Annotated in this window: 10 protein-coding genes; 8 read left to right on the plus strand and 2 right to left on the minus strand. The window is 61.3% G+C overall.

Going from position 1 to position 12,238, the window contains the following annotated elements:
• Window positions 1-272 precede the first annotated feature (272 nt).
• The 3 genes from gabD to R1A29_RS00360 all read left to right on the plus strand — a co-directional run bounded on the left by gabD (window position 273) and on the right by R1A29_RS00360 (window position 4,532).
• The gene (gabD, locus tag R1A29_RS00350) at window positions 273-1,715 is read left to right on the plus strand and encodes an NADP-dependent succinate-semialdehyde dehydrogenase (protein WP_085712649.1); all 1,443 of its coding nucleotides are present in this window, start codon (window positions 273-275) and stop codon (window positions 1,713-1,715) included.
• Between the two features lie 186 nt (window positions 1,716-1,901).
• Window positions 1,902-3,179: a 4-aminobutyrate--2-oxoglutarate transaminase gene (gene gabT, locus R1A29_RS00355; protein ID WP_115076126.1), complete on the plus strand. Its 1,278-nt coding sequence runs from the start codon at window positions 1,902-1,904 to the stop codon at window positions 3,177-3,179.
• A gap of 141 nt (window positions 3,180-3,320) precedes the next feature.
• A complete protein-coding gene (locus R1A29_RS00360; RefSeq protein WP_438300333.1) occupies window positions 3,321-4,532 on the plus strand; it encodes an HDOD domain-containing protein in 1,212 nt (403 codons plus the stop codon).
• Between the two features lie 25 nt (window positions 4,533-4,557).
• On the opposite strand, the gene R1A29_RS00365 is transcribed toward R1A29_RS00360, so the two are convergent.
• Together R1A29_RS00365 and desA are read right to left on the minus strand one after the other, a co-directional pair.
• Window positions 4,558-5,547 carry a GGDEF domain-containing protein gene (locus tag R1A29_RS00365; protein WP_114880968.1) on the minus strand — a complete coding sequence of 330 codons (990 nt, stop codon included), beginning with the start codon at window positions 5,545-5,547 and terminating at the stop codon, window positions 4,558-4,560.
• A gap of 143 nt (window positions 5,548-5,690) precedes the next feature.
• Entirely contained in the window at window positions 5,691-6,875 is a 1,185-nt protein-coding gene (desA, locus tag R1A29_RS00370) for a delta-9 fatty acid desaturase DesA (protein WP_438300334.1), read from the minus strand.
• A 148-nt stretch (window positions 6,876-7,023) separates the two neighbouring features.
• Between desA and dibA the strand changes: the two genes are divergently transcribed.
• From dibA to cysW, 5 genes are all read left to right on the plus strand, one after another.
• Window positions 7,024-8,943: a phosphodiesterase DibA gene (dibA, locus tag R1A29_RS00375; protein ID WP_438300335.1), complete on the plus strand. Its 1,920-nt coding sequence runs from the start codon at window positions 7,024-7,026 to the stop codon at window positions 8,941-8,943.
• Window positions 8,944-9,133: 190 nt separating this feature from the next.
• Entirely contained in the window at window positions 9,134-9,316 is a 183-nt protein-coding gene (gene oscA, locus R1A29_RS00380; RefSeq protein WP_085712654.1) for a sulfur starvation response protein OscA, read from the plus strand.
• A 132-nt stretch (window positions 9,317-9,448) separates the two neighbouring features.
• The gene (locus R1A29_RS00385) at window positions 9,449-10,462 is read left to right on the plus strand and encodes a sulfate ABC transporter substrate-binding protein (protein WP_065257482.1); all 1,014 of its coding nucleotides are present in this window, start codon (window positions 9,449-9,451) and stop codon (window positions 10,460-10,462) included.
• A gap of 71 nt (window positions 10,463-10,533) precedes the next feature.
• Complete coding sequence (gene cysT / locus R1A29_RS00390) at window positions 10,534-11,352, plus strand: sulfate ABC transporter permease subunit CysT (RefSeq protein WP_085712655.1); 819 nt, start codon at window positions 10,534-10,536, stop codon at window positions 11,350-11,352.
• 13 nt (window positions 11,353-11,365) lie between these two features.
• Entirely contained in the window at window positions 11,366-12,238 is an 873-nt protein-coding gene (gene cysW / locus R1A29_RS00395) for a sulfate ABC transporter permease subunit CysW (protein WP_003220512.1), read from the plus strand.

Raw genomic sequence — 12,238 nt, forward strand, 5'->3', positions numbered from 1 at the left:
CGTCTGTACGTTGATCCGAAATGTTCAGCAATTGCGGCGTTTTTGTTCTTTTTTTCGAACGACCTATTGTCCTTTACCCCCTTTGATCCTAGGATCCGTTTGAGATTTCAAACGCTCTTTGATCGGGTGCCGAGCCGCACGTGTTTGCAACCGTGCACTATTCAGGTGCTTGAGCCCGGTAAATGATTTCCCTGACGGCAGCCTTGCGAGGCGCCTTTCTACAATCATAATTTTGCTCCGCGCTGGCCGCGGTGCTGTTAAGGAAAGCCGACATGCAGCTTAAAGACACCCAGTTGTTCCGCCAGCAAGCCTTCATCGATGGCGCTTGGGTCGACGCGGACAACGGTCAGACGATCAAGGTCAACAACCCGGCCACCGGCGAAATCCTCGGCACCGTGCCGAAGATGGGCGCTGCCGAAACCCGCCGCGCGATTGAAGCCGCTGACAAAGCGCTGCCGGCCTGGCGTGCACTGACCGCCAAGGAGCGTGCAGGCAAGCTGCGTCGCTGGTTCGAGCTGATCATCGAGAACCAGGAAGACCTGGCTCGCCTGATGACCCTCGAGCAGGGCAAGCCACTGGCCGAAGCCAAGGGCGAAATCGTTTACGCCGCTTCGTTCATCGAGTGGTTCGCCGAAGAAGCCAAGCGCATCTACGGTGACGTGATTCCGGGCCACCAGCCTGACAAGCGCCTGATCGTGATCAAGCAGCCGATCGGCGTGACTGCCGCCATCACCCCGTGGAACTTCCCGGCGGCGATGATCACCCGTAAAGCAGGCCCGGCCCTGGCCGCCGGTTGCACCATGGTGCTCAAGCCGGCTTCGCAAACCCCGTTCTCCGCTTTCGCCCTGGCCGAACTGGCCCAGCGCGCCGGCATCCCTAAAGGTGTGTTCAGCGTGGTGTCCGGCAGCGCCGGCGATATCGGCAGCGAGCTGACCAGCAACCCGATCGTGCGCAAACTGTCCTTCACCGGCTCGACCGAAATCGGTCGTCAGCTGATGTCGGAATGCGCCAAGGACATCAAGAAAGTTTCCCTGGAACTGGGCGGTAACGCGCCGTTCATCGTGTTCGACGACGCGGACCTGGATAAGGCCGTCGAAGGCGCGATCATTTCCAAGTACCGCAACAACGGCCAGACCTGCGTCTGCGCCAACCGTCTGTACATTCAGGATTCGGTCTACGACGCCTTCGCCGAGAAACTGAAAGCGGCTGTCGCCAAGCTGAAGATCGGCAACGGTCTGGAAGACGGCACCACCACCGGTCCGCTGATCGACGAGAAAGCCGTGGCCAAGGTGCAAGAGCACATCGCTGACGCCGTGGCCAAAGGCGCCACCGTGTTGGCCGGCGGCAAGCAGATGGAAGGCAACTTCTTCGAGCCGACCATCCTGACCAACGTGCCGAAAAATGCTGCAGTAGCCAAGGAAGAAACCTTCGGTCCGCTGGCGCCGCTGTTCCGCTTCAAAGACGAAGCCGAAGTGATCGCGATGTCGAACGACACCGAGTTCGGTCTGGCTTCGTACTTCTACGCTCGTGACCTGGGCCGTGTGTTCCGTGTGGCGGAAGCCCTGGAATACGGCATGGTCGGCGTCAACACCGGGCTGATCTCCAACGAAGTCGCGCCGTTCGGCGGCATCAAGGCCTCGGGCCTGGGCCGTGAAGGCTCCAAGTACGGCATCGAAGATTACCTGGAAATCAAATACCTCTGCCTGGGCATCTAAGCCTCGGTAGAAGATCGCTGTAAACGCAAAGGGCACGAGAGCGCTGTCCCTTTGCGTCGTTTCAAACCGGAATTTTCTCTGCGGCCGGGAACGCCGTGGCAGTCGATCATCGCATGCTGCCACCGCCGATTCCTCCCGCTTAATCCTTGAACCACGCCGCCCGATGAGCGGTGAATGAGGACTGTAATGAGCAAGACTAACGCTGACTTGATGGCCCGCCGTACTGCCGCTGTTCCACGTGGTGTTGGCCAGATTCACCCGATCTTCGCCGAGTCCGCGAAGAACGCGACCGTGACCGACGTTGAAGGTCGCGAGTTCATCGACTTCGCCGGCGGTATCGCCGTGCTGAACACCGGCCACGTGCACCCGAAAATCATCGCTGCCGTGACCGAACAGCTGAACAAGCTGACTCACACCTGCTTCCAGGTACTGGCCTACGAGCCGTACGTTGAGCTGTGCGAAAAAATCAACGCTCGCGTACCGGGCGACTTCGCCAAGAAAACCCTGCTGGTGACCACCGGTTCCGAAGCCGTTGAAAACGCCGTGAAGATCGCCCGTGCTGCCACTGGCCGTGCCGGCGTGATCGCTTTCACCGGCGCTTACCACGGCCGTACCATGATGACCCTGGGCCTGACCGGTAAGGTCGTGCCTTACTCGGCCGGCATGGGCCTGATGCCAGGCGGCATCTTCCGCGCGCTGTACCCGAACGAACTGCACGGCGTGAGCGTCGACGACTCGATCGCTTCCATCGAACGCATCTTCAAGAACGACGCCGAGCCGAAAGACATCGCCGCGATCATCATCGAGCCTGTGCAGGGTGAAGGTGGTTTCTACGTCGCGCCGAAAGAGTTCATGAAGCGTCTGCGTGCCCTGTGCGACCAGCACGGCATCCTGCTGATCGCTGACGAAGTGCAGACCGGCGCTGGCCGTACCGGCACCTTCTTCGCCATGGAACAGATGGGCGTTGCCGCCGACCTGACCACCTTTGCCAAATCCATCGCTGGCGGCTTCCCGCTGGCCGGTGTCTGCGGCAAGGCCGAATACATGGACGCCATCGCTCCAGGCGGCCTTGGCGGCACCTACGCCGGTAGCCCGATCGCTTGCGCCGCGGCCCTAGCCGTGATGGAAGTGTTCGAAGAAGAAAAACTGCTGGATCGCTGCAAGGCTGTCGGCGAGCGTCTGGTCACCGGCCTGAAGGCCATCCAGGCCAAGTACCCGGTGATCGGCGAAGTCCGTGCCCTGGGCGCGATGATCGCGGTCGAGCTGTTCGAAAACGGCGACAGCCACAAGCCAAACCCGACTGCAGTTGCTGCTGTCGTGGCCAAGGCGCGTGACAAGGGCCTGATCCTGCTGTCTTGCGGCACCTACGGCAACGTTCTGCGCGTTCTGGTTCCGCTGACCTCGCCGGACGAGCAACTGGACAAAGGTCTGGCGATCATCGAAGAGTGCTTCTCGGAGCTGTAATGCCGGGCACTGTGTGATCGGATCGACAAAAAACCCGCTTCGGCGGGTTTTTTTACGCTTGCTGAAACACATACCCCGCATTCGAGCTGTATCGAATCGCCAGCATTGGCTAAGGTTCAAGCATTGCTAGGGAGGGCGAGCATGACTGCCGTCGAATTACCCGCTGTACCCCGAGTCCTGATTGCCGAGGCCGACCCCTGGTCTCGTGACCTGCTCAAACAGGTTTTGCTCAACGTGCGCTGCGATGCGCGGCTGGATCTGTGCGCCGATGGCCAAGAGGCGATGTCTCTGCTCGGCGAAGTGCCCTATGACCTGGCGATCGTCGACTGGGAGTTGCCCGGCGTCGACGGTTTGAACGTGTTGCGCAGTGTCCGCCAGCGCAAACGCAATCCGCCGTTGCCGTTCATTCTGATGAGCAGCCGCAACGACAGCGCCAGCGTGCGCGAAGCCTTGCCGCTGGCACCCACGGCCTATCTGGCCAAACCTCTGAACATGGAAAGCCTGACTGAGCGTTTGCAGGGCCTGCTGCTCAATGCCGGTCAGGAAGTATTTTGCGAAGTGCCGGCCCTGGCGCCGGGCATGACCCTGTCGGTGTTTCTCGAGCGCCGCCGCGAGCAGGCCGACGGCGCGCCGTTGATGACCGATGTGCAAGTGGCGGTCAAACGCAGCCTCCACCCCAACGGGCTGGATTTGAAACTGCTGGAAGAGGAAATCCGCACCGACCCGCAGATCACTGCGGTGTTGATCGCAGCGGCCAATAGCGCCGCTCAGCACCACGGCACGGCGGTGCAGACCCTGGCCCAGGCGCTGCATCGCCTGGGCACTGGGCAAAGCATGAACCTGATTCTTGGCCTGGCGCTCAAGCGCAGTGCACGACTTAGCGATCCGTGTCTGGCCGACTACGCCGAGCGCTATTGGGGCCTGTCGCTGCACACCGCCGAGTACGCGCGCACCCTGGCGCGTCTGCTTGATCTGGATCAGGAGCGCTGTTACTGCGCCGGTATGCTTCATCGTCTCGGTGATCTGGCACTGCTGCGTTGTTTGCAGGAGTGGAAGCAGGCCGGCGGCGAGCTGGATGAACTGGAGGAAGTCGGTGATGCGCTGGCCGAGTTCGGTGCCGCCTACGGTTCGGCACTGCGCACCCGCTGGCGCCTGCCACTGGAGTTGCGCGAGCTGATTGCTTCGGTCTACCAGCTCGGTGGTGGGGTTTATTCCCGTGAGGCACTGGTGATGAACATGGCGGCGCAGATGGCGCGGCTGACCGAGCACGAGGGCGTCGAGGAATTGGCGAAGAGCCGTACGGCGCGCCTGCTCAAGATCGGCTTGCCGGAGCTGATGCGGATGCGCAAATAGCGCTTGTCCTGCATCAGTGCGGTATTCAGGCCGAGATGATCCGGTTCTTGCCCTGACGCTTGGCCTCGTACATCGCTGCATCGGCCCGGGCGAACAGACTGTCGAGGCTTTCGTCTTCCGGGGTGAGGCTGGTCAGGCCCTGGCTGACGGTGATGCCGAACGTCTGTTCGCCGTGGCTGAAGCTCAATCGCTGGATTTCCTGTTGCAGCCGCTCGGCCACCTGCATCGCCATGTCCGGCGCACAGCCCGGAAAAACCGCAGCAAACTCTTCACCGCCAATCCGTCCGAACAGGTCTCCCCGGCGCAGCGAGGCACGCCCGCATTCGGCGATCCGTTGCAGCACGTTGTCGCCTTCCGGGTGACCGTAGGTGTCGTTGATTACCTTGAAGTCATCGATGTCCAGCAGCAGAAACGCCAGTGGCGCCCCTTGCAGGCGGGCCTCTTCAAACTCGCGGTTGGCGCATTCGAAGAAGTGTCGACGGTTGCTGCTCTGGGTCAGCACATCGGTGGTGGCCAGGCGTTGCAGCTCGGTTTCCATCTGTTTCTTTTCGGTGATGTCCTCGGCGATGCCGACGATGATCACCGGTTGTCCCGGTTCTTCCTGGCGGTTGATGAAGCACTTGTCGCTGATCCAGCGCACCTGGCCGTCGGCGTCGATGATCCGGTATTCGCGGTCTTCCACGGCGCCCTTGTGCAGCACTTCGGCGAGGCTGCGTTCGGCGTATTCCAGATCATCGGGGTAGATGCTGTCGCGCCACTGGTTGTAGTCGGCCAGCAGCAGGGCGGCCGAGCGGCCGAAAATCCGTTCATAGGCGGGGCTGACGTACAGCACCTGACGGGTTTCCCAGTTGAAGGCCCAAAGCACGGCGTTGACGCTGACCAGCAGCGAGCTGAACAACTGTTCGCGTTCGCTCAGGCGCGCGACTTCGCCCTGGGCGTGCATCAATGCCATCAGGGTTTGTGCGGCCTCGGGCCACTGGGGAAGGGATGAGTCTTTTTGATTGTTGTTGACCATCGACACGGATCTCAAAGGGCGTGCCGGGAAGTCGACAACGGCCACGGGACAGCCCGCCGGGGTGGCGAAGTGTCTTTGAGATAGGGGATCGCGGGTGAAGTTCGAAGGGTGCGCCCGGGAGCCGGGCGCACCGATCAACGGCATCAGACGGCGGCAGGGCGCAGCGAGTAGGTCTTCAGCTGGTCGGCGAATTCGCGCAGGGACTGGATACCACTGGCCTCGGCCTCGTGGACCCATTCCTTGATGGCCGCGAGCATGTCGTGGCCATTTGCGCTGGTCTTGACCCAGATCTGCTGCAGGGCCAGGCGTTTCTCGTAGATTACCTTCAGCGCCTGGCTGTGCTCGAGCATGCTCTGGATGCGCGCGTGGTGGCGGTCCTCCAGCAGGCTGGTTTCACGGGAAAGCAGACGCTTGGCGCGGTGGAACTGATGGCGCACCGAATGATCGACCTTGTCCAGTTCCTGCTTGACCAGCGGCCCGATCACCAGCTTGCGGTACTGGGCCATGATCTGGAAGCGGTTGTTGAGGATCGCCATGGCGGTGTCCATATCCAGGCTGCCCTTGCCTTCGACGCGGTGGGCGATCGGTGCAACGCGCTGCACCTTGGCCAGGCGCAGGAAGCTGAAGACCTGGATCCAGGCCCAGCCGAGGTCGAACTCCCACTTTTTGACCGACAGCTTGGCCGAGTTGGGGTAGGTGTGATGGTTGTTGTGCAGTTCTTCGCCGCCGATCAGGATGCCCCACGGCACCAGATTGGTCGCGGCATCGCGGCATTCGAAGTTGCGGTAGCCAATGGCATGGCCGAGACCGTTGACCACGCCGGCGGCCCAGACCGGGATCCACATCATCTGGATCGCCCAGATGGTGATGCCGATGGTGCCGAACAGCATCAGGTCGACGACCGCCATGATTGCGATGCCCAGCAGGCGATAGCGGCTGTAGAGGTTGCGTTCGATCCAGTCTTCCGGGCAGTTCTTGCCGTAGATGCGCAGGGTCTCGGGGTTCTGCGCTTCTTCGCGGTACAGCTCGGCACCTTTGCGCAGGACGGTGGACAGGCCTTTGACGACCGGGCTGTGCGGGTCATCCTCGGTTTCGCATTTGGCGTGGTGCTTGCGGTGGATGGCAGTCCACTCGCGGGTGTTCTGCGCCGTGGTCAGCCACAGCCAGAAGCGGAAGAAATGCTTAAGCCCGGCATTCAGCTCCAGGGAGCGATGAGCCGAGTAGCGGTGCAAGTAGACCGTGACGGCAACAATCGTCACGTGGGTCATCAGCAGGGTCACGGCGACCAGCGACCAGGCCGACAAGCCAAGAAAACCTTCGTACCACATAGGCTATAGGGCCCTCGATAGAGAAAAAAACAGCCGTTGCATTATCACCAAGCACACAGATAAAACCAGTCGCCCTTTCAGATAAGAGATGGCTGGATGTTTCTTGACCTATAATCCCGACATTTTTTGTAGGGACATGGACGGCCGAATGTCTGCCACATACCGCGATGCCTTGCGTGCAGCGCTGCTTTACCTGGTTCTTGCCGTTGTCTGGCTGCAAGGTACTGGCTATTTATTGAACAGTTTCTTCGATAGCTCCGCTGACCTGGTGCGTTGGCAACTGATCAACGGTTACGCCTTTGTGGCACTCAGTGCCGGTTTGATCTTCCTTGCCCGGGCGCGCCTGTTCGAATGCCTGGGCATCGGTGCCCGGTTGCGCGAGCGTCAGGCCGATCGCGAACGACTGCGTCAGGCCGCTGCGGTGTTCGATTGCACCCGCGAAGGCGTGCTGGTCACGGACCGCCAGGGGCTGATCGTGCACGTCAATCGCGCGTTCATGGAAATCACCGGCTACCGGCGTGAGGAAGTCATTGGCCAGCAGCCCAGCCTGTTCAAGTCCGGGCACCATCCTCCGGGTTTCTATCAGGCGATGTTCGCCACGCTGCAGGCGAAGGATGAATGGAGCGGCGAAATCTGGAACCGGCGCAAGAGCGGCGAAATTTATCCACAGTGGCAAACCATCCGGGTTATTCGCGACGATGACGGTCGGCTCAGTCATTACGTCGCGGTGTTTTCCGACATCAGCGCGATCAAGGATTCCGAACACGAGCTCAAGCACCTGGCCCACCACGATCCGCTGACCGACCTGCCCAACCGCCTGCTGTTCAGCGATCGCGCCGAGCAGGCGCTGGCATCGGCGCAGACCCACAAGCGCGGCTGCGCGCTGCTGATGATCGATCTGGACCACTTCAAACTGATCAACGACAGCCTCGGCCACAACATCGGTGACCGTTTGCTCAAGGCGGTCGCCGTGCGTTTGCAGGCGCTGTTCGGATCGGGCATCACTCTGGCGCGGCTGGGGGGCGATGAATTCGCGGTACTGATGGAAAGTTGTCCACAGCCAGCGCAGGCGGCGGCGCTGGCTCAGCGCATTCTCGATGCGCTCAAGGAACCGTTCTGCCTCGACGGCCATGAACTGTTCATCAACGCGAGCCTCGGCATCAGCCTGTTTCCCAGCGATGCCCTGAGCGCCGAACAACTGCTGCGCAACGCCGATGCGGCTTTGTTCAAGGCCAAGAGCAGCGGCCGCAACGGCTACGCGCTGTACACCGAAGAACTCACGGCGCACGCCCAGCAACGGGTCGAGATCGCCTTCGAACTGCGCCGCGCACTGGAGCAACAAGAGCTGCGGGTCTACTACCAACCCGTGCACGATCTTAAAACCAGCCGCTTGATCGGTGTCGAGGCCTTGGTGCGATGGGAGCACCCACAGCGTGGCCTGGTGTCACCCGCGGAGTTCATCCCGATCGCCGAACGCACCGGGATGATCTCGGAAATCGACGCCTGGGTGATGCAGCAGGCCTGCCGCCAGATGTGCCAATGGCAGCAGGCCGGCGTGGTGCTGTCGTTTGTCGCGGTGAACGTTTCGTCGCGACTGTTCGCCCGCCGCGAGTTATATCAACAGGTGGCGCAGGTACTGCACGACACCGGCCTCGATCCGGCCTATCTGGAGCTGGAGGTCACCGAAAGTGCGGTGATGGACGATCCGGAAGTGGCGCTGGAACAGATGCATCGTCTGCGCGAATTGGGGATTCGTCTGGCCATCGATGACTTTGGCACCGGTTATTCGTCGCTGCTGCGGCTCAAGCGCCTGCCAGTGCAGAAGCTCAAGATCGATCAGGGTTTCGTCGCTGGCCTGCCCTGGGACGAGGACGATGCCGCCATTGTCCGGGTGATCATCGCCCTGGCCCGCAGCATGGGCATGCAGGTGCACGCCGAAGGCATCGAGCAGGCCGAGCAGGCTTCGTTCCTGCTGGAGCAGGCCTGCGATCTGGGGCAGGGCTACTGGTTCGGGCGGCCGGTGCCTGAAGCGCAGATCGACTGGGCCAGAGCGCCGGCAATCGGCTGAGGGATGCGCGCAGCGGGTTTGCGGACGGGCAAATCCGCCGCAAACCCTTGCTGCATCACATAATGTTTTCCAGTTATATAAACATTCTTAAATAGTCTTTTTAAGAATATCTGCGCCTCTCTTATATTGCTCCCACGCCGAACGCAGTGCCGCCCACTGCCAGGCATATCCCATACAAAGGAGCAGCACCATGAGCGCATCCCTGCGTAGCGTTGACGGTCAGGACGAAACCACCATCTTGCGTGAAATCCAGAGCGCCCTGCGCGACCTGCGTTTCGGCGCGGTGGAAATCACTGTGCACAACGCCCAAGTCGTCCAGATCGAACGCAAAGAGAAATTCCGTCTGCAGCAACCTGGCAACAAGCAAGCCTGAAGATCGCATCTGCGACAGCTCCTGCAGGGGGCCATGCGCAGGAGTTGCCGCAGGCGCGATCACTGAATGAGCAACCCGATTCCCGCAATACATAAGAAAAAGCCACCACCAAGAATTCCAGGAGCTTTCACCATGTCGTCGATTCGCCGTTACGCTCTGGCCGCCCTGGCCAGCGCTGTGTTTGCCGGTTCCGCGGTTGCCAAGGATTACGAACTGCTCAACGTTTCGTATGACCCGACCCGCGAGCTGTATCAGGATTACAACGCCGAATTCGTGAAGTACTGGCAGGCAGAGCATGCCGGCGACACCGTGAAAATCCAGCAATCCCACGGCGGTTCGGGCAAGCAGGGCCGTGCGGTGATCGACGGTCTGCGCGCCGACGTCGTGACCCTGGCCCTGGCCGGTGACATCGACGAAATCGCCAAGCTCGGCAAGACCCTGCCGGCCGACTGGCAGAAGCGTCTGCCGGACGCCAGCACTCCCTACACCTCGACCATCGTGTTCCTGGTGCGCAAGGGCAACCCGAAAGGCATCAAGGACTGGGGCGACCTGATCAAGAACGACGTCTCGGTGATCACGCCGAACCCGAAAACCTCCGGCGGTGCACGCTGGAACTTCCTCGCGGCGTGGGCCTACGGCCTGAAAGCCAACGGCGGTAACGAGGCGAAAGCCAAGGAATACGTACAGACCCTGTTCAAGCACGTTCCGGTCCTGGACACCGGCGCCCGTGGCTCGACCATCACCTTCGTCAACAACGGTCAGGGCGACGTGTTGCTGGCCTGGGAAAACGAAGCCTTCCTGGCGCTGAAAGAAGACGGCGGCAAGGACAAGTTCGACATCGTCGTGCCTTCCTTGTCGATCCTCGCCGAACCACCGGTGGCCGTGGTCGACAAGAACGCCGAGAAGAAGGGCAACGAGCAGATTGCCGAAGCCTACCTCAAGCACCTGTACAGCCCGGCCGGCCAGGAAATCGCGGCGAAGAACTTCTACCGCCCGCGTGACAAGGACGTGGCGGCCAAGTACGCCCAGCAGTTCCCGAAACTGGAACTGGTGACCATCGACAAGGACTTCGGCGGCTGGAAAACCGCGCAGCCGAAATTCTTCAACGACGGTGGCGTGTTCGACCAGATCTATCAGGCGCAGTAATCTGAAATAGGTCATAAACGAGCCCCGATTTAACCGTCGGGGCTTTGCGCGTTCTCAAACCAAGGACTTTTATGTCGCGTCGTATCTCCCCCGTCATACCCGGCTTCGGGCTGACGCTGGGCTACACCTTGGTGTACCTCAGCCTGATTGTGCTTATCCCGCTGGCGGCGATGTTCATCCACGCCTCACAGCTCACCTGGGATCAGTTCTGGACGATCATCTCCGCGCCCCGCGTTCTCGCCGCACTGAAGCTGAGCTTCGGCACCGCGCTGTGTGCCGCGATCATCAACGGCATCATCGGCACGTTGCTGGCCTGGGTGCTGGTGCGCTACACGTTCCCGGGGCGCAAGGTGATCGATGCGATGATCGATCTTCCGTTCGCCCTGCCCACGGCCGTGGCCGGTATCGCGCTGACGGCGCTGTACACGCCGACCGGGCTGGTCGGGCAATTCGCCGCCGACCTCGGTTTCAAGATTGCCTACACCCCGCTCGGGATTACCCTGGCGCTGACCTTCGTGACCCTGCCGTTCGTGGTGCGCACGGTGCAGCCGGTGCTGGCCGACATTCCCCGTGAAGTCGAAGAAGCCGCCGCCTGCCTCGGTGCCAAGCCGTTGCAGGTGTTCCGCCACATCCTGCTGCCGGCGCTGTTGCCAGCTTGGCTCACCGGTTTTGCCCTGGCGTTTGCCCGGGGTGTCGGCGAGTACGGTTCGGTGATTTTCATCGCCGGCAACATGCCGATGAAAACCGAAATCCTGCCGCTGCTGATCATGGTCAAACTCGACCAGTACGATTACACCGGCGCCACTTCCATCGGCGTGCTGATGTTGGTGGTTTCCTTCGTCCTGTTGCTGCTGATCAACTTGCTGCAGCGGCGCATCGAAACCCCATAAGGAGGCGCGAACCATGTCCCAATCGTCTATTGCGGCCGCTTCCTCGGCCAACGCCGCCCGCCGTGGCAGCGCCACTTCGCGCAGAGTGCTGATCGGCCTCGGCTGGCTGATTTTCTTCCTGTTTCTGGTGTTGCCGCTGTTCATCGTGGTGTCGCAGGGGCTGAAGAACGGCCTCGGCGCATTCTTCACCGCAATCTTTGAACCGGATGCCTTGTCGGCGCTGAAACTCACCGTGATTGCGGTGCTGATTTCGGTGCCGCTGAACCTGGTGTTTGGTGTCAGCGCCGCGTGGTGCGTGAGCAAATATTCGTTCCGTGGCAAGAGCATGCTGGTGACGCTGATCGACCTGCCGTTCTCGGTATCGCCGGTGATCGCCGGTCTGGTCTACGTGCTGATGTTCGGCGCCCAGGGCCTGTTCGGGCCGTGGCTGCAGGATCACGACATCCAGATCGTCTTCGCCCTGCCGGGCATCGTGCTGGCGACGATCTTCGTCACCGTGCCGTTCGTGGCCCGTGAGCTGATCCCGCTGATGCAGGAACAAGGCACTCAGGAAGAGGAAGCCGCGCGCCTGCTCGGCGCCAACGGCTGGCAGATGTTCTGGCACGTGACCGTCCCCAACATCAAATGGGGCCTGATCTATGGCGTGGTGCTGTGTACTGCGCGGGCCATGGGTGAGTTCGGCGCGGTGTCGGTGGTTTCCGGGCACATTCGCGGGGTGACCAACACCTTGCCGCTGCACGTCGAGATCCTCTACAACGAATACAACCACGTGGCCGCGTTCGCCGTGGCGAGCCTGTTGCTGATCCTGGCGCTCTTCATCCTGCTGCTCAAGCAGTGGAGCGAAAACCGTATCAACCGCCTGCGCGCCAGCGCCGCGGAGGAATAA

It is taken from the genome of Pseudomonas sp. NMS19W (assembly GCF_051554255.1).
In the GTDB taxonomy this organism is placed as follows: domain Bacteria; phylum Pseudomonadota; class Gammaproteobacteria; order Pseudomonadales; family Pseudomonadaceae; genus Aquipseudomonas; species Aquipseudomonas kribbensis.